This is a genomic window from Mycobacterium syngnathidarum (assembly GCF_001942625.1).
In the GTDB taxonomy this organism is placed as follows: Bacteria; Actinomycetota; Actinomycetes; order Mycobacteriales; family Mycobacteriaceae; genus Mycobacterium; species Mycobacterium syngnathidarum.
On sequence record NZ_MLCL01000019.1, the window covers coordinates 43,481 to 61,784 of the forward strand.

Genomic DNA, 18,304 nt, shown 5'->3' on the forward strand with positions numbered 1-18,304 from the left:
TGGTTTCGGGGTGGTTGTTGGTGGCTACGCGGTGATGGTGAGGGGGATGGGGCTGTCGAGGAGGTCGAAGGCGCGGCGTTGGTCGGGGGTGGGGTCGGTGAGCTTGTCGATTTCGATGTTGGTGTTGTGGTAGCGGATGCGGTCACGGGTGAGGGTGGCGAGGTGGTCGAGCAGGCCTGTGAAGCTGCGCACAGGGTTGTGTTCGGTGTCGTGTTTGGTTGATGCCTTGGCGTGGGCTTGGGTGGAGCGTTGTGCGGGGGCGACGGGGTTGTCCCGGTGGGGTGGGTGTTCGTCGGTGAATGTCATTGGTGCCCAAGCTTTGCGCAGGTGCCAGATCAGGTAGCAGGCGAGCATGCAGATCAGTACGTGGGCTTTGACGCGGTCTTCGAGTCGGTGGTGGATGGGCCGCAGGTCGAGGTCGTCGGCTTTGATGATGCGGAAGTCGCGTTCGACGTTGGCGAGGTTTTTGTAGTCGGCGACGATGTCGGCGGGCTCGAGGGTGTCGGCCGCGACGCTGGTGCGGATCACGTAGAGGCCGTCGAGGCGGGCTTCGGCGTCGATGCTGTCGGTGTTGCGGGTGTAGGTGAACGAGTCGTGGGTGATGGTGCGGTGAAAGTGCTTGCCCATCTTGTGTTTACCGATGACTTTGCCGACTGCTTCACCGATGCGGCCGGCTCCGGTCAGGGTGCCGCGGGTGACCCGGTTGGCGACACCGGCCAGCAGTTTCTCGGTCGCGGCCAGCATGTCGGCTCGTTTGCGGGCACGTTCGGCGGCCAGGGCGGGGTTGCGGCAGGCGATCAACCGTTCGCCGGGGTAGTCGGGGTGGGCGATCTCGGCGAGGTTCTGGGTATCGAACAGGCTCATCTGCAGCGGTCCGTTCTCGGCGGCGAGTTTGGCGATCGCGGGGGCGCGCAGTGCGGTGATCCAGCCGAAATCGGTGGCGGTGTCGGGATCATCGTTGAGTTCGCGCAGCGCGTCGATGCGGGCACCGGTGATCATGCCGCGATCACCGACCAGCACCAGTTTCTCGATGCCGAACTTGTCGCGGATCACGGTCACGATCTCGGTGAACGCGGTCGGGTCGCCGGTGTTGCCGGGGAATACCCGTACCGCCACCGGCCGCCCGGCAGGGTCGGTGAGCAGCCCGTACTCGATCTGCTCGCAGCCCTTCTTGCCGTCGCGGGAGTAGCCGCGCGCGGCCAGCGGGCAGCAATGCCCGGTCACCCACGCACTGGGCAGGTCGAACAACGCCATCCGTCCCGGATTCACCGACTCGTCCAAATGCCGTGCCGTGAGCTTCTTTTCGATCCTGTCCTGCCGATCGGCAAGCCAGTCCATCGCGGCGTAGATCTCGTCGGTGGACGCGTCGGCGACGCCCAGGTCCACACCGAGGGTGGTGTCGGGCCACCACGACAACGTCGAGAGCTTCGATTTCGGTCGCAACACCCGGGAGATGATCAGCGCGAGGGTGATATCGCGCGACCGGCACGCCGGGCCCAGCAGTGCGGCCAGCCCAAGCTTGTGCGCCATGGCCGCCACCGCGGCAGCGTGCCCGTGCGGCAGCGACCGGGCGATGGCGAACTCGCTGCCGGCCGGCACCAGTGACTGCCCCTTCACTGTCGCCTCGATCGTGGCGATGACCTGCGGCGGCAGCTTCGACAGGTTGGCCAGGGTCTCGTGACGAACCTTGTCGCCATCGCGGAAGGAGCGCCGCAACAGGACCGTCTCGTAGACGCGTTCCTCTCCCGACTTCGCCACATAATTCCGCTTGTTCCGGGCTACATGCATCGCACCTCTGTAGGCCGCCATACCAGAATGATACGACGATCTCAACGCATTTCACCGAAACAACACGCCAAATTCGTGGCTACACAAACAACACCGCGCTCCCACCAATTCGCCAGGTCAGCTACACAAACCCCCCACGAAGACCGTCGTAACTTCGGACTAGATCACAGCGGCGACTGCCGAAAGCTAGGCCGGCGCGCTAACGGGTCTTGTGCGGAAGCGTGGCTGCATCAACCAGATGTGAAGCGCCACCACGCCGATCCCCCCGAGAGTCACCGCGGCCGCAACGAGGCGGACCCATGGTGGCATCGGGGGGTGAAGCAGCACCGAGGTGCCGGGGTTCCACGCAACGAGCGGCTTGGCGGCCAAGACCAGTGCAACGAAGGCAAAGCGCAGGCCTGACGTCAGGATGTGCAGCACGTACTCGTAGCTCGGCAGTCCGCCGGCGGCGGCGCGGCTGTTCTTCTCGGCGAACATGTCGAGCACCTCGACCCCGAACCACACCACGACGAGGGCCACGGTGAGCCACAACAGGATTCCGCCGAAATTGAAGAAGAACAACAGAAAGACCGATGCCACCGCGAAGGCCGCGTGCAGGGTGTGCAGTTGGTGTTCGTAGAAGGTGGTGTCGGACGCGTGCAACCGCAACAGCACCAGATGCACCAGCACCACATCAATCCCACCGGTGACCGTCGACAGCACCAGTAGGGCGGTGGCGAGGGTGATCAGGTGGTCGGGCACAGGGCGACGGTAGCACCGTCGATACGCTGTGCCCCAGAGTGTTGCCCGACCTCAATACCCGATTTCTTCCCAGCCGTACCGGGGTGCAGACTCATCAGCGGCCGCGTTCGGTAACCCTTGGGATACTCCAGGTTCTCGACTCGTTACTGCCGACCGGCGCTCAGCCGCACTGCTCGTCAACAAGGCATTGGCCGGCGATGTCCTCATCCTCGGTCGGCATCCCGCGATATTCGGCGAGGTAAGCGGCGATGTACGCCCAGTTCGCCGCGGACCGCGTCGCGAATTCGATGAGGTGCTCGATGCTGTGATGCGGCGCCAAGTCCCGGATCCGATCGCCGTCGACACCGCTGACCGCGTGGCTGTGCAGCCACCGCAGCAACTCCCGGCCACGGGCATTCATCCGCAACGCCGGGTCGCGCGTCAACGTTGCCAGCACCGCGTTGACGTCGGCGGCCTTGGGGCGGTTGGTCTGCGGTGAGCCCGAAGACGGCGCCTTGTGCGCGGGGGGTGCGGCCTTCTCCCGGGAAGGTACGGGATCGTCGCCGCGCTGTAGTCGTAAGCGGACGTCACGCACCGTTCCCGGTGAGATGCCGGCTTGCTCGGCGATGTCACGTAGGGAGGCCGCAGGGTTCGCGGCAATCAGTTCGGCGGCGAGTTGGCGACCGGTAGCGGCACTGACCGGCCGTACCCGACCGTCGCGGCCGAGCCGGTGGCGTGGCGGCGAATCGGCGTCGTCGGCCGTGCGGAGCGCCGCGACGGTCTTCGTAGACAGCCCTGCCGATGTCGCGATCACACGGTCTGACCAGTGCGGATACGTGGATAGGATGTGGCTGGCCGCCCGCTTGCGATCGGCGAGGGATAGAGGTAGTCCGTGTTTGACGTTGCTCTCCACTGCGACCACGAAGGCCGCGTCGAGAGAATCGTCGAGGAAGCACACGTCGATCTCGTTCGCACCGCGAAGGCGCGCGGCGTACACGCGGTGGAATCCGTCGATGATCCGCAGGGTCGCGCGATGCACCAGGATCGGCGGCAGAGGGCCTTCGACTTCGTTCAGGCGTCGCACGTGGGCCTCATCGATGCCGCCGCTGCGCAGTGAATCGCCGTGCACCAGACGATTGATCGTCACGGATTGTGATGCCAGATCGGCCGTCTTGGCGGTGGTGAGCCGATGCCGCATCTCGGAGACGACCGGTGACGCCGGCCTGGCCGCCGCGGTGCGGTCTGTCGGACGCCACGCACGCTGCGCCGCGACATCTTCTGCAGCCGTCACTGCTCCCCCTTGTTGCAGTGTCCTCCCCGATGCGGCGCGTGCACGCCGCTGGAGACAGGCACGACACCACATTTACACTTATCTCATGCAGGCTAGTCTGGCAATACTTACCTAATGTATTGATATGAGTGTCAATTTACCGGCGTCCGCTGAGAGAGTGCCCTGTGACGGCGCTACCTTAAGGCATCACGATCATCGTGGCGAAGGGTGTGACTGTTCTCCGTGGACGCGGGCGCAGACCCAGGCGAGAGCCGTGTTCCGATCCCCGGCGCGACTGATGCCGGAAGCGATCGTCGCCTGCACATATGCCCCAGGGGATTTCGAGGTGATTCCGGCAGGTGGCCGCGTCGAGAAGAGGCACGACAACGACGAACTGGCCACTGCGGCGGACACGTCGCGCCTTGGCGGTGCGGCCCAGCCTGCGGCCAACAGCGAATAAAACGTATACGCTTAGTGCGTCGTCGCGAATTCGCGAATGCTCGGATCGATTAAATGCGTACCGAGCCGCCCGGAACAGATTGCGAACCGTCCTGCAGACCGTTGTCAATAACTGAAATGCGGGAGGGGTCAGCCATTCGGACCGATCGATTGTGTCTGGTTGACATTCTGCAGATCCGTCGTGTGTAGTCGACCGGTGGAGGACTCAGCCGCGCGGTCATCACGAGCCGCCCTCCGGTTGGTCCCGGTGTCAATTTGGGTGGTTCTCGCTCTCATCCTGAACATGCTGGCGCCCAACAGTTTTAGCGTCTTTCTCGGCTGCCTACCGGCGAACTTGTCGGCCCTCGCCTCGCACCAGCACGCGGTGGTTTCTGGGCCGGGCACCGACAACACCGTCAGCTTGGTGTTGACCAGGGCGCGTGCGGTCTCCGCTGACGACGTGCTGAGCTACCTCGACGACGTTCAACAGCGTTTGAGCCGTGAACCCGGGGTAACGGCTGTCCTGAATATGTCGGCTGACCCACTCACGGCACCAGCGGCCCAGAGCAGCGACCGACGGACCGCATACCTGCCGATCTGGCTCGACGGCGAACTGGGAAGCGTGCGCGGGCTTCAAACTCTGGCAGCTGCTCAGTCCGCCGCCGCCCAGGTATCAACGCCCTCCGGGGTACAGCTGACGTGGGCTGGTCCAGCCGCCGACGCACAGGCCGGCCACAACGAGGACCGGCGCATCGCCGGGTGGCTGCTACTGGCGGTGATCCTCGGCTTCGCGGCGCTGGCCTTGCTGGCGGCCGCACCGGTCCGGAAAATCGTCGCCGCGGTGCTTAGCGGCGCGCTCGCCCTGGCGGTCGCGGTGCCGTTGTGCGCCTTGCTCTTCCCCGGCGTTGCCGCAGCGCCGGCCGCCCTGGTAACAGCACTCACCATCGGTACCGCTTTTGGCGGCATCCAACTGCTGCGCAACGGCGTCGGTCGCGGCGGAGGCCAGGCCGGACGCGGTCCGTACCTGGTTGCTGCCCTCACCCTGGTCGGTGCGGCTGGGGCCGCATCGGCCACATTGATCGCGTTCGGGCTCATGGCATTTCCGGCTGGCAACGCATTGGCGCTCTGGGCCGGCCTCAGCATTACCGTCTGCGCGATGGTAGTCATGACTGTCGCGCCTCTAACTGCCGGCAATGGAGGTCGATCGTCGACGATCCACCTCCGCGCAGCTACAGCGGTACTGAGATTGCGCACCATCGCCTACCGCCGCGCGAACGTGACGTTGGCTGCCGGCACGATACTTCTCGCAGTCGCGATCGCTGCCCTGCTGGGATCCCATCCCACGACCACCGATGATCTCCGCGTTATCTCCTCGACGTCACGCGATTCCGCCTCGACGAAAACGCGACCGATCACCGTCGTCATCACTGGAAGCCGTGACCTGCGGAACCCAGTCGGACTGCTCGCGGTGGACAAGATCACCCGGCAGGTGTCGGGCATCCCTGGCGTGCGCAGCGTGCAGTCGGCGAGTTGGCCCGGCGGACAACCTTGGGCGGATGCGACCGTCGCGCACCAAGTTGGTGAATTGAACCGACACGTTCAGTCCGGCGGACTGGCAGCCTCACCGGTAATCACCTCGGCGGCCGGACTGCCGGACCTGATAAGCCAGATGATCGCCTCGATCGATCAGCTTGAGCGCTCCGTGGACGCCTCCGCCAACCACCTGCCTACGGTGACCGGCTCAATGGACTCGGTGCATGCCAGCATCACCGGACTGACCCAGACCATCGGACAATTGTCCAGGCATGCCGAACCGCTTCGCACGTGGATCGCTTCCTTCCCCGACTGCGCCGCGGATCCGCTCTGCGCGCTGGGTGAGCAGATCATCGAACCGGTCGACGCAGTCATTGCCGACACCACCCGACTACGGGCGAGTAGCGGTGAGATCTCCGATGCGGCCAGCTCCAGCGGTGGGGTTATCAGCACCTCGCGTGTGGCCATCGCCCAGATGCGGGCCTCGCTCACCCAACTGGGAGACCTGACCAAAGGGTTGTCCACCACAGCAACCGAGCGCTTGCCGCAAATGACGAAGATGACGGCATTTCTGAACCTGATGACCACCGACCTGAGCACCGGCGACGCAGGTGGCTTCTACCTATCTCAAGAGCAGATCAACGCCAAACCCTATGCACACGTGCGCGATACCTTCTTCTCCAGCGACGGCCGGTCTGCCAGCTTCATCGTCACCGGCGACGCCGAGACCCACGCTGATATCGTCGCGGCAATCCCGGCCGCAGTTGCCGCCGCCACCAAATTCGGTCCGCTGCAGGAAAGTAGCGTGGCGGTAGCCGGCGCGGGAACGCAGCACGCATGGGCGGCCGGTGTCTGGTATTCCGCCGGCATCTCGGCTCTGGCGGCGATGGTCATGAGCGGATTGTGCCTGCGCAGTGTTCGGGCAGGCGCGTGGGTTGCTACTGCCGCGATGCTCAGCGCCGTGACAGGACTTGGATTGCACGTGGTGCTGAGTGCGGGACTATTGGACACGGCCGTCAGCTGGCCGGGGTGTGCGTTGGGTGCCGGCATAGGAATGGCAGTGGTCGCCTTCGACGCCGCGGGGGTGGCAGCTCACGCCCTTGCCAGGCGGCGTGCCCGCGGCCCCACGGTGGCGTTCCACGCTGGGGGAACACCGCTGGTGGGCGCTGCGATCGTCTGGACTGGGGTCACCGGCATAGCCACCTTGATACATCAGTCGGCGCTGGGACAGGTCGGCGCGCTGGTCGCGCTGATTGTGACGATAGGCGCTTTGCTCTCGCGCGCTTGGTTGCTGCGGTCCCTCGCCTCTGAATGCGCAGAATCACGTCGAGCGGAGCGTGTCATGCTGGTGAATGGCCAGCTTTCCCGGCAGACACCCGACGATGGGAAACCGATCCGACGCAGACCAACGCTGCCCTCGAAGGGCGGTGAACAATGCCCTTGAAGGGCCTGACCCGGCATATCTGGTAGATGGCACCGCACGGGCGTCGTCCGCCCATGCCTTGAGCCAACGCGAGCTGGGCACCAAGCTCACCAGAGCATTTCAGGCTCCGGTGTCGATTGCGAGCCGCTGCGGTCCCCGCGGCGCGTCGACGATCGTGTAATTGCCACAGCGGCGACCGCTTGGCCCTACTCGGCCGGCAGTCGCCCGATCTGCAACTCGGTGCGCCACACCGCCACGCTCTTGATGCCAGATGCTCCAATCTTGTGACAACGGTTTTTGGGGTGCTTGGATGTTTGCCCCCGTCCGGCCTCGATGGCCTCTATGTTAATATCCATTCTCTGGCGAACCACCATTTTCGCCGGGCTGTTCGGTCGGTTAGTGTGACGGAATGGCGCGCATCTCGCCCCGGTCGATCGACAGTGGTGCCGATGGTGTGCGACGTCGTCCGAAAGACCGAAGGGCCCAGATAGCGCGGGCCTCGGCGGAGTCTTTCAGCGCGCTGGGGTACCACGGCGTGAGCATGGAGGCCATCGCCTCGCGGGTCGGAATCTCTGCGGCCGCGTTGTACCGGCACTATTCGAGCAAGTATCAATTGTTTCGCGACGCCGTACTCAACCTCAGCCAGCAACTTGTCGATGGGACGGCGTTTGCTGACGAGGCCGACGGGGACCCACGTGAGCAGTTGCGCGGGATCGTCGCCGCGCTGAGCGACACCGCGTTGGTTAACCGGGAATCCGGTGGCCTGTACCGCTGGGAGGCGCGTTATCTGCGCGGTGATGACCAGAGCACGCTGGACGCGCAGGTCCGCACGGTGCACCGCCGGATACACCGCCCACTGATGGAGCTGCGGCCCGAACTGGGCTCGCGGGCCCGCTGGACCCTGTCGACCGCGGTCCTCGGCGTGATCGGCAGCGTCGTCGACCATCGGTCCAAATTGCCGGCCGGGCAGATCCGCGCCCTGCTCGCCGAGATCTGCGACACCGTGCTGGCCGCTGAACTGCCTGACTTTCCGAATCCGGGCGACCCCGTGACCGCGCCCCCCGCGCCCGTGACAACCACGAAATACGAAGCGCTGCTGACCGAATCGATGCGCCTGTTCAACCAGAACGGCTATCGCGACACCACGATGGAGGACATCGCCGCCGCGGTCGGAATGCCCGCCTCGGGGATCTATCGGTACTTCTCGGGCAAATCCGACATCCTGGCCGCCGGGTTCCGCCGGGCCGCCGACCGGCTGTCGGCGGACATGTCGGACGTGCTCAGTGCGACCGATGACCCCGAACAGGCGCTGGGCGCCCTCATCGACGGCTACGTGGCCAGATCCTTCGACCGGCCGGAGCTGGACTACGTCTACTACACCGAACGCCTGAACATGACGCCCGCCGACCAGAAGATCCTCCGCGACCTGCAGCGCGCAGCCGTGGAATCGTGGGTCGAGGTCGTGATGCCGGTGCGTCCGGGATGGAGTGCGGCTCAGGCACGTTTCGCGGTTCATGCCGCGATGGCCTTGGTGATCGACTTGGGCCGGCTCATGAATTATCAGAATTCCGAGCAGGCCCGAGCCGTCGTTGCCGTCATGATCGACCTGACTCTGCTGGGCCGTTATCGGTTACGGACGGCGTTGCCGGCCAGGTAGGCCACGTAGCCGAGCGTGCCGACGATCGCCAGCGGACGGAAGCAAAGGGAGCGCAGCAGAGCCCGCAGGTAGCCGCCCGTGCAACGGGTTGTGGGTCATCGTGCGGTGTCGTCGCGGTGACCAGGACTGGCGGTGTTGAGGGTGTCGAGAATGGTGGACAGCTCGCGGGCGATGCCGGGGGCAGCGGCGATGGTCGAGGTGGACTGGTGGGTGTGGGCGTGGCCGTGGACGTCGGTGACGATCGCGCCCGCCTCGCGGGCTAGGAGGCTTCCTGCGGCGATGTCCCACGGCTTGTTTGCCATGATGACGGCGGCGTCGGTGGCGCCTTCGGCCAGCATTGCCAGGTCCAGGGTGGCGGTTCCGAGCATGCGGATACGTTCGACGCGGGGCACCAGGGCCGAGGTGAGCGCCAGCCGGTAGTGGTTACGTCGGGCCGAGTCATCTCCGACCGCATAGTCGCCGAGGGTGACGATGGCCTCGGTGAGGACGGTGGTAGCGCTCGCGCCAATCGGTTGGTCGTTGAGGTAGGCCCCCTGGTCAGCGATGGCGTGGTAGGTGCGGTTGAGCACGGGTGCGCGGGTGACGGCGATGATCGGTCGGCCGTGATGGAGCAGTGCCAACGAGACCGCGTATAGGGGTAGGCCGTGAACGAAGTTCGAGGTTCCGTCGATGGGGTCGAGCACCCAGAGGTATTCGGGGGTGGCGAGGTTGAAGCGGTGGGCGTTTTCTTCTCCGAGTAGGTCGATGTCGGGGGTCACTTGTTGGAGGTAGGTGGTGATGTGGCGTTGGATGCTCAGGTCAACGTCGGTGACCATGACCAGAGCGGGGATCCGTGATCGGCATGCGATGTGGGCGGTGCGCAAGAATCCGGCCGATCTGTGCGGGGAGCAGAAGACCAGCCTGGCCGAGATCGCCGTCACCAACAAGACCCTCTACCGGGCTTATCTGCTCAAAGAGCAACTGCGCGAGGTGTTTCGGTTCAAGGGCACCCACGGGCGGGCGCTGTTGGCCGGGTGGTTGTCGTGGGCGTCGCACTCACGTATCCCCGAATTCGTCAACCTCGCCCGCAGCATCCGCCGCTACCGCGACCTTATCTGCAACACTCTCGATCACGGGCTGTCCAACGCCCGCTCGGAGGCCACCAACACCCATTTCTCGAGGTCGGTGGCACCGCCGTCTTCCCAGTGCACGATGTGATGGGCATGAAGGCCGCGTGTTGCCCCACAGCCGGGAACCACACAGCAATGGTCGCGGTGTTCCAGGGCGCGGCGCAGTCGGCGGCTGATGGTCCGCGTGGCCCGTCCCGCGCCAATGGGCTGACCGTTGCGTTCCAGCCATACCTCGCAGGTGGCGTCACACAAGAGGTATTGGCGTTCCTCGTCGGTGAGCACCGGACCCAGATGTAGTGCGGCGATGCGGTCCTTGATGTCCAGATGCACCGCGACCGCCGTGTGTTGACCGTGCGGGCGGCGCGCCACTTCGATGTCCCAGCCGGCTTCGATCAGGCTCATGAAGGCGTCGACATTGTCAGGGAACGGTCGCGCCTGAACACCCTCGCCGCGATCCCCGTCGGTGTCCCGGTCATCCTCGCCGTGGTCACGTCTCCAGTCGGCGATCAACCCATCGCGTTGCGATTGCATCGCGGCGTCGAATTTCGCTGCTTCCACCCGAGGCAGCCGGATCCGCCACGTGGTGTACCCGTCGCCCTCAGCCTTGTTGAAGAACCGCTGCGGTTCAGGTTTGGCTTCGGGTTCGGGGCATGGCTCGAGTTTGATCGCGGTACGGAGCTGTTGCACGGTGGCGTTCTCGGCCAACTGGATGTAGTGCGTATCCGAACCGGGCGCGGCGCGCCTGGCCAGCACCCCGACCTGATCGAGGGACAGCCGGCCCTCGCGCAAAGCATCGGTGCAGCGGGGGAATTCCTCGCGGCGCCGCGCCACAGCCACCAGGGTTTCGGCGTTGGCCGGTGAGACACCAGTTTTCCAGGCCACCATGGCCGGTACCGAGCGAGCGCCGGTGATCCCGCACAGTTCGTCACGGTCGATCTCGGCCACGATGTCGACGATGCGCCCGTCGATGGCGTTGCGCTGCCCACAGAGCTGCGACAACTCCTCGAACAGCACCTCCAAACGGTCACCCGGCAACACCGGGGAGCCGTCCAAAGAAGCTGTCACCGAGGACATGCCCCCATCATCGCACCGACCACCGACAAAAATCGGCGCCGAACAATCCGCTGCTACACCCCCGCAGGCAGGATGTTCGGATTCGCCGCCGCAGGTGGCTGCAGCGGCGGCAGTACCGTGTTCCCGTCCAGCGAGTGCACCGGAAGTTGTTGCGACCACGGGTAGTGCAGGCTGAACGCCACCAGACCGGTCCGCTCCGCGGCGGGCAGGTGACACATCGCCAGTACCGTTTCGGCCAGGTATTCGACCGGTTCGGTCGGAAAGCTGTCCGGAATAAGCGATGCCGCACCAGGCGTACGCACGGCCGTCGACGGTCCGACGCAGTTCACTGCGATGTCGGCATCCAGCAGTTCGGCGGCCACCCCCTGGGTGAACCGATGCAGTGCGGCCTTACAGGACGCATAGATCACGTCGCCCGCCGTCTTGTTGTAGTCCCGGTACGGTCGCACCGGGGCCACGCCGGTCACTGAACCGATGTTGACGATCCACCCGGCGCCCTGGGTACGCATGTGCGGCACAGCGGCTTTCGTCAACGCAAACGGCGCCTTCAGATAATGCTCCACCGTGCGGTCGAAGGTCTCGACCGGCATGTCCTCGACGACCGAATAATCGGCATAGCCCGCGTTGTTGACCAGGATGTCGAGCCTGCCGGTGCGCTCGACCACGGCCTGGATCAGGCCGTCGCGGGCAGCGCTGTCTTCAAGATCGGCGGCCAGGCCGAAAGCCGACCCGCCGGCGTCTTCGATGAGAGCGATGGTCTCCTCGATCGTTCCCGGGATCGCCTCGGTGACACCAGCCCGCGTGGACGGTGTCGGAGTCTGGGAGCGCGCGGTCACGGCCACGGTCGCCCCTTCCGCCGCCAACCTCTGTGCGATGGCACGCCCGATGCCGCGACTACTGCCGGTCACCAACGCTGTTCTTCCGGAGAGCATCTGACTCATCGGAGGACGAAATCCTCTTCGATCGGGGCTCGGTGTTGCTGCCAGATATCCACCAGTCGGAACGGTGTGGCCACCACAACCCGGCCCGACCCTGAGCGGTAGTAGGTGTGAGCGTTGGGCGTATGGCACCAGACCGTGCGCTGCATCGCCTCGTCTATCCCTGCGACGTACTCGTCGTATGCACGTTGGGTGACCTCCATCGTCGACGCCCCGCGCAAAGCCATCAGTTGCAGGCACTCCACGATGTAGTGCGCCAGCACTTCCATCGAAAAGTTGGCGCCTGCCCCGTGACCGGGGCTGTAGTTCGGCGCCGAGGTGATGAACAGATTCGGGAACCCCGCGACGGCACCTCCTCGATAGGCACGCGGGCTGTCGCCCCATTCCTGGACCAGAGTCTTGCCTTCGCGGCCGCGAATATCGATGGTGGACAGGAAATCCAAGTGGTAACCGGTGGCGTAGATGATGACATCGAGGTCGATCTGGCGGCCGTCGGCGGTGACAATGCCCCTCTCGTTGACCTGAGCGGGTTCACTGGCCTCCACCTCGACGTGGTCACGGGTCAGCGCGGCATAGTAACCGCCGGGGTCGCGGATGATCCGCTTGCCGTACGGAGCAAAATCCGGTGTCACCTTCCGCGCCAATTCGCTTCCGGCCCCGAACATCCGGTCGATGTACTCCTGACACATCTTGAGCAGCACATCGTTGGCCGGTGAGATCGACAGGTGCGTTTCGGACCACTCGGAGTCCCGCAGAATGACCGGATAGTTGTTGTCCGCCGTTCCCCAGTACGACTTGAGACGGTGCCACATCGCGTAGTAGGGCAACGCTTTGCCCAGATAGCGCCGATGTTCGGGGACTTCATCCGACAGGCGCCTACGAGGGGCGACCCAGTGCGGCTGCCGCTGGAAGACTGTCAGGTGTTCGACCTCACCGACGCAGGCGTCGACGATCTGCACGGCCGTGCAACCGGCGCCGATGATGGCCACCTTCTTGCCTGCCAGCTCCAGTGAAGGGTCCCACTGCGCGGAGTGAATGCTGGTGCCGGCGAAGGTGTCTCGTCCCCCGATGTCGGGGAATCGCGGACGGTTGAGATAGCCGGCCGCGGTGACGACTACGGTCGCGTAGTCGATGCTCCGGGCTCCGTCAGCGTGACGGGAGTGGATCTCCCACTGCTGACGCTGCTCGTCCCACCACAGTGCCTCCACCTCGGTGCCGAAGCGGATGTGGCGACGCAGATCGTGCTTGTCGGCCAACGAGACCAGGTAGGCCTGATATTCCGCGCCCTGCGGATAGTAATTCGACCAGTCCGGGTTCACCTCGCGCGACAGGGAGTAATACGCCGAAGGCGTATCCACCCCGATGCCGGGATACCTTGTGGTCAGCCAGGTACCGCCCACCTCATCGTTGCGGTCGAAGATCTCGAAATGCACGCCCTCTTCGGCAGCGGCGAGCGCTACCGCGATACCAGCGATGCCGGCGCCGATGATCGCCATGGTGGTGGACGAGGGAATCGGCGTGGTGCGCGGCAGCGTCGGGTGCGACGGCCGGAAACCGCCTTGTTCGAGCAGTAGGTCGACGTGCTCGTCGCCGACGGGACCGCCCAGCGCAACCGGGAGCAGACGAACGAAGAACTCGCGATCGTCTACCGGCGGCGCGCCAACGGGACGCGGCCGGCCGAGCGCGGCGACGATTTCGTCGGCCAGCAGCGCGGCGGTCTGGGTATCGGTTGTCCCGGCCCGCTCGGGCGGATCGGGAACGTGATCGATCTTGGATGCGTACCGATCGATGACCGCCGGATCACCCGTCATCTGCGCCAGCACCGCGACCAGGACACCAGGGTCCGCCTCCAGGAGATGGGCGCGCAGGACGTCTGGGTCTGGGGCGCGATCCGCGAGTGACGAGGATTCAGTGGTAGCGGTCATGGTTTCGAGTATCGAAGGGTCGACGCCCCCGCCGCGCCCTCCCTGTCTACTGAGCGGGAGACGAACCACCGCAGCCGCAGGCGGCGTGCCTACTCTGCCGACCATGCATTCCGACGACCTTGCCGCCGTCATCGCCCGGGCCCGTAGCCACAGCCTCGCAGATATCCCCCGCCGGTCGGCGCGTAAACAACCTGAGAAGACAGCCATCATCGACGGCGACGTCGCCCTGAGTTTTGCCGAGTTCGATCACCTGGTGGATCGCGCCGCCGCCGCATTGCACGAGAACGGGTTACTCCCCGGCGACCGACTCGCATTGCTGTCGCGCAACTGCTGGCAGTACGCGGTGCTGGCCTTCGCCACCGCCCGCGCCGGCGTGGTGCTGGTTCCGATCAATTTCATGCTGTTGCCGGAGGAGATCTCGTACATCCTCGGCCACAGCCGGGCCGCCGGATTCGTCGTCGAGGCCGACCTGATCCCGGTGGCCGAACAGGCCATGGCCGTGGGGACAGCAGTTCGCACGAAGGCAGCACTCGTCGCCTCCGGCCAGTCAGGTCCGGGCGACTGGCCTGATTTCGCCGAATGGCTCACCACCACCGCGAACGTTCCCGATTGCCGAATCGACGACGATCAGCTGCTGCGGGTCATGTACACCAGCGGCACCGAATCCCGACCCAAGGGCGTGATGCACAGTAGCCGCAGCTTGATGTGGCAGTACATCAGCACCATCGTGGCCGGCTCGATGTCCGGCGACGACGTCGAGATCCACTCCCTGCCTCTGTATCACTGCGCGCAGTTGGACAACTTCCTGGCTACCGACATCTACCTGGGTGCCACCAGCATCATCCTGCCTCGGCCGGATCCGGAGCTGGTACTGCGGACGATCGAGCGCCACGGCGTCACCAATTACTTTGCGCCACCGACGGTGTGGATCAGCCTGCTGCGCTGTCCCGTGTTCGACGAGGTCGACCTGTCCAGCCTACGCAAGGGGTACTACGGCGCCTCACCGATGCCTACCGAGATCCTGCACGAGATGCGCAGGCGTCTACCCAATCTGCGGCTGTGGAACTTCTACGGCCAGACCGAGATGGCCCCACTGGCCTCAGCCCTGGGGCCAGCCGAGCAGGACGCCCACGCGGGGGCGGCCGGCCGACCTGTCGTCAACGTCGAAACGATCATCCTCGATGACAACGACGTGCCGGTCACGCCCGGCACCGTCGGCGAAATCGCTCACCGCAGCCCGCATCTGATGCTGGGCTACCTCGACGACGAAGATAAGACAGCCCAGGCCTTCGCCGGCGGCTGGTTCCATTCCGGCGACCTGGGCTACTACGACGAGCACGGCCTGCTACACGTCGTCGACCGCAAGAAGGACATGATCAAAACCGGCGGCGAGAATGTCGCCAGCCGCGAGGTCGAAGAGATTCTCTACCGGCACAACGGCATCGAAGAGGTCGCGGTATTCGGCGTGGCACACCCGGTCTGGGTCGAAGCGGTCGTCGCGGCGGTGGTGACTCGTGTCGGCACCACCCTGACCGAAGAAGACATCCTGCGGCACTGCCGCGAGCATCTGGCCGGTTTCAAGACTCCCAAACAGGTGTTCTTCGTCGATACTCTGCCGAAGAACCCCAGCGGCAAACTGCTCAAACGTGATCTGCGGCAGCGTTTCGGTCTCGAATTCACAAGCAACTGAAGGGATACACGATGTACAAGGGACGGATCGCGCGATTCGACGAGCCCGGCAAGCCATTCCAGATCGAAACCGTCACCCTGCCTGACGTCGGGCCCGGGGAAATTCTGGTCCGGGTCCTGCGGACGAACATCTGCGGTTCAGATGTACATGCCTGGCATGGCACCTTCGCCACGCGCGGCTTGGGTGGACAGCTACCGACCGTGTTGGGTCACGAGATGGTGGGCGCCATCGAGGTGCTGGGCGACGGAGTATCCGCCGACTCCAACGGCAAGCCCTTGGCCGAAGGCACGCGAGTGGTGTTCCCGTACTTCTACTGCTGCCACACGTGCCGTAACTGTCTGGCGGGGCGCCGTAACGCCTGCCTGAACCTGAAAATGGCGATGTTGGGCCGCGCCGACGAACCGCCCTATTTCGTCGGCGGATACGGCGACTACTACCTGTTGCCTGCCGGCGCAGTGATTTACACGGTTCCCGATACCCTGAGCGACGACATCGCCGCGGGCGCGAACTGCGCGCTGTCACAGGTCATGTACGGACTTGAACGCGTCGACCTGCAGCTCGGTGAGCACGTCGTGGTTCAGGGAGCCGGTGCACTCGGTCTCTACGCGGTGGCCGTCGCCAAAGCGCGCGGCGCAGCCAACGTCATCACGATCGACGGCGTGTCCGAAAGACTCGAGCTGGCAAACGCATTCGGAGCCGACTCGGTGATCGACCTCAACGAGGTCGCCACGCCCAAGGACCGTGCCAAAGCAGTACGCAAGTTGACCGACGGCCAGGGCGCCGACGTGGTGGTCGAGGTTGTCGGACACCCGTCTGCCATCGACGAGGGACTCCAGATGCTCGCCCAGTTCGGCCGCTACGTCGAGATCGGCAACATCAACATCGGCCAGACCTTCGCCTTCGACCCGTCACGGTTCGTCTTCACCAACAAGACCATGGTCGGGGTCTCCCTGTATGACCCGGCAGTCTTGTCCCGCGCCTTGACCTTCCTCGACCTCCATCAACACCATCTGCCGTTCGAGCGACTCGCCGCGGCCTCGTACTCACTCGACGACATCAACGAAGCGTTCAGCGCAGCTGACGGCAAGCGCGACGTCCGCGCCAGCATCGCACCATGAGCAAAAGGATGACAGTGCCTACTTTCGAACACGACAGACTGTTCATCGACGGTCGCTGGACCACGCCCGCCGGGAACGGGTTCATCGAAGTCGTCGACCCCGCGACTGAAGCCGTCATCGGCCATGTGCCCAATGGCGATGCCGCCGATGTCGACACCGCCGTGGCTGCGGCCCGGCAGGCGTTCGACCCGCTCGTCACCGTTGCCGAACGCCGGGACCGGGTGCAGCGGGTCATCGCCGCCATGGAGAAGCGATTGCCCGAGTTCGCCGATCTCATCACCGCCGAGATGGGTGCCCCCGTACGCATCTCGCAGACGGTGCAGACGCAGGTGCCACTGGCGGTGGCCAAGGGCTTCGCCGATGTGCTGGAAACCTTCGAGTTCGAAGAGCGCATCGGCAATTCGCTGGTTTTGAGAGAGCCCTACGGCGTCGTCGGGGCCATCACGCCGTGGAATTACCCGCTCTACCAGGTGGTCGCCAAGGTGCTCCCGGCCATCGCCGCGGGGTGTCCAGTAATCCTCAAACCCAGTAACGAAGCCCCTCTTTCGGTGTTCGCCTTCGTCGAAGCTTGCGAAGAGGCGGGCCTGCCCCCGGGGACCATCAATCTCGTCTCGGGCCCCGGTCGGGTGATCGGCGAACGTCTCGCCTCGCATCCCGACGTCGACTTCATCTCGTTCACCGGGTCCACCGGTGTGGGTGCACGCGTCGGAGAACTGGCAGGCCAGTCGATCAAGAAGGTCGCCCTCGAGCTCGGCGGCAAGTCGGCCAATGTGATCCTGGACGGCGCCGACCTGGCCACCGCCGTCAAGGTCGGCGTGGGCAATGCCTTCCTCAACGGCGGGCAGACGTGCATGGCCTGGACCAGGATGCTGGTGCCGCAGAATCGGTATGGCGAGGCCCTGGACCTGATCGAATCCGCTGTGAGCCGATACACGGTGGGTGATCCGCGCGACCCGGCGACCCGGATCGGACCATCGGCGTCGCGGTCGCAGTTCGACACCGTTCGTGGCTTCATCGAGCGCGCCCAGCGCGACGGTGCCCGGTTGCTGATCGGAGGCGCGGATCCGATCCGCGACGTCGGGTACTTCGTGGCACCAACAGTTTTCGCCGACGTGGATCCCGAGTCCGAACTCGGTCAGGAAGAAGTGTTCGGTCCCGTGCTCGCGGTGACGCCCTTCACCGACTCCGACGATGCACTGCGCATCGCCAACGGCACCCCCTATGGATTGTCGGGTGCAGTGTGGGCCGCCACCGACGACGACGCCATCGCCTTCGCCCGCCAGGTGCAGACCGGCCAGCTCGACATCAACGGCGGCGCCTACAACCCGACCGCCCCATTCGGCGGGTACAAGAAGTCCGGGATCGGCCGTGAACTGGGCCGGTTCGGCTTCGAGGAGTATCTCCAGACCAAATCCCTTCAGCTCAAGGAGCATGCGTGACCTCACCGCTCGACGTCCACACCGACGGACCGGTACAAATCTGGACGATCAGCCTGCCTGAGGTCGGCAATGCCATCACCGGCAAGGACGTCATCGCCGCATTCGAGGACAAGGTGGATGCGGTCAACGCCGACAACACCGTGGGTGCCGTCATCCTCACCGGTGCGGGCAAGACCTTCTCG

13 protein-coding genes and 2 pseudogenes are annotated in these 18,304 nt (G+C 65.0%); 8 read left to right on the forward strand and 7 right to left on the reverse strand.

The genetic code is table 11. The features are described 5' to 3' along the window. Window positions 1-24 precede the first annotated feature (24 nt). The 3 genes from BKG60_RS04190 to BKG60_RS04200 form a co-directional block, all read right to left on the reverse strand. Window positions 25-1,809 carry an IS1634 family transposase gene (locus tag BKG60_RS04190; protein ID WP_242663666.1) on the reverse strand — a complete coding sequence of 595 codons (1,785 nt, stop codon included), beginning with the start codon at window positions 1,807-1,809 and terminating at the stop codon, window positions 25-27. Window positions 1,810-1,974: 165 nt separating this feature from the next. Next, the gene (locus BKG60_RS04195) at window positions 1,975-2,529 is read right to left on the reverse strand and encodes a hypothetical protein (protein ID WP_070946998.1); all 555 of its coding nucleotides are present in this window, start codon (window positions 2,527-2,529) and stop codon (window positions 1,975-1,977) included. 160 nt (window positions 2,530-2,689) lie between these two features. Beyond that, window positions 2,690-3,799 (reverse strand): ParB/RepB/Spo0J family partition protein, encoded by a 1,110-nt coding sequence (locus BKG60_RS04200; protein WP_070946997.1) that lies wholly within the window; start codon window positions 3,797-3,799, stop codon window positions 2,690-2,692. A 253-nt stretch (window positions 3,800-4,052) separates the two neighbouring features. Here BKG60_RS04200 and BKG60_RS31670 point away from each other — a divergent pair, with 253 nt between their 5' ends. From BKG60_RS31670 to BKG60_RS04210, 3 genes are all read left to right on the forward strand, one after another. After that, complete coding sequence (locus BKG60_RS31670) at window positions 4,053-4,238, forward strand: hypothetical protein (protein ID WP_131827500.1); 186 nt, start codon at window positions 4,053-4,055, stop codon at window positions 4,236-4,238. Window positions 4,239-4,520: 282 nt separating this feature from the next. Beyond that, window positions 4,521-7,193, forward strand: coding sequence for an MMPL family transporter (locus tag BKG60_RS04205; RefSeq protein ID WP_242663668.1), 2,673 nt, complete (start codon window positions 4,521-4,523; stop codon window positions 7,191-7,193). Between the two features lie 388 nt (window positions 7,194-7,581). Then, window positions 7,582-8,829 carry a TetR/AcrR family transcriptional regulator gene (locus BKG60_RS04210; protein ID WP_070946995.1) on the forward strand — a complete coding sequence of 416 codons (1,248 nt, stop codon included), beginning with the start codon at window positions 7,582-7,584 and terminating at the stop codon, window positions 8,827-8,829. A gap of 95 nt (window positions 8,830-8,924) precedes the next feature. Here BKG60_RS04210 and BKG60_RS04215 read toward each other — a convergent pair whose 3' ends face one another. Next, on the reverse strand, window positions 8,925-9,644 hold the full coding sequence (locus BKG60_RS04215) for an inositol monophosphatase family protein (RefSeq protein WP_070946994.1): 720 nt from the start codon (window positions 9,642-9,644) through the stop codon (window positions 8,925-8,927). A gap of 31 nt (window positions 9,645-9,675) precedes the next feature. Here BKG60_RS04215 and BKG60_RS04220 point away from each other — a divergent pair, with 31 nt between their 5' ends. Then, window positions 9,676-10,026 (forward strand): transposase, encoded by a 351-nt coding sequence (locus BKG60_RS04220; protein WP_070946993.1) that lies wholly within the window; start codon window positions 9,676-9,678, stop codon window positions 10,024-10,026. Here BKG60_RS04220 and BKG60_RS04225 read toward each other — a convergent pair. The 3 genes and pseudogenes from BKG60_RS04225 to BKG60_RS04235 all read right to left on the reverse strand — a co-directional run. Then, window positions 9,969-11,012: pseudogene (locus BKG60_RS04225) on the reverse strand (HNH endonuclease signature motif containing protein); the annotation flags it as partial. The gene BKG60_RS04220 and the pseudogene BKG60_RS04225 sit on opposite strands and share 58 nt — an antisense overlap. Before the next feature lie 53 nt (window positions 11,013-11,065). Further along, window positions 11,066-11,953: an SDR family NAD(P)-dependent oxidoreductase gene (locus BKG60_RS04230; RefSeq protein ID WP_070946992.1), complete on the reverse strand. Its 888-nt coding sequence runs from the start codon at window positions 11,951-11,953 to the stop codon at window positions 11,066-11,068. Beyond that, on the reverse strand, window positions 11,950-13,875 hold the full coding sequence (locus BKG60_RS04235) for a flavin-containing monooxygenase (RefSeq protein WP_070946991.1): 1,926 nt from the start codon (window positions 13,873-13,875) through the stop codon (window positions 11,950-11,952). Before BKG60_RS04235 ends, BKG60_RS04230 begins: the two co-directional genes overlap by 4 nt. Before the next feature lie 103 nt (window positions 13,876-13,978). Between BKG60_RS04235 and BKG60_RS04240 the strand changes: the two genes are divergently transcribed. The 4 genes and pseudogenes from BKG60_RS04240 to BKG60_RS04255 form a co-directional block, all read left to right on the forward strand. Then, window positions 13,979-15,565, forward strand: a complete 1,587-nt coding sequence (locus tag BKG60_RS04240; protein ID WP_070946990.1) for an acyl-CoA synthetase — start codon at window positions 13,979-13,981, stop codon at window positions 15,563-15,565. An 11-nt stretch (window positions 15,566-15,576) separates the two neighbouring features. Next, on the forward strand, window positions 15,577-16,683 hold the full coding sequence (locus BKG60_RS04245; RefSeq protein ID WP_070946989.1) for a zinc-binding dehydrogenase: 1,107 nt from the start codon (window positions 15,577-15,579) through the stop codon (window positions 16,681-16,683). Beyond that, the gene (locus BKG60_RS04250; RefSeq protein WP_242671571.1) at window positions 16,680-18,122 is read left to right on the forward strand and encodes an aldehyde dehydrogenase family protein; all 1,443 of its coding nucleotides are present in this window, start codon (window positions 16,680-16,682) and stop codon (window positions 18,120-18,122) included. The genes BKG60_RS04245 and BKG60_RS04250 overlap by 4 nt, the downstream gene beginning before the upstream one ends. After that, a pseudogene (locus BKG60_RS04255) lies at window positions 18,119-18,304 on the forward strand (enoyl-CoA hydratase); the annotation flags it as partial. The gene BKG60_RS04250 and the pseudogene BKG60_RS04255, both read left to right, overlap by 4 nt.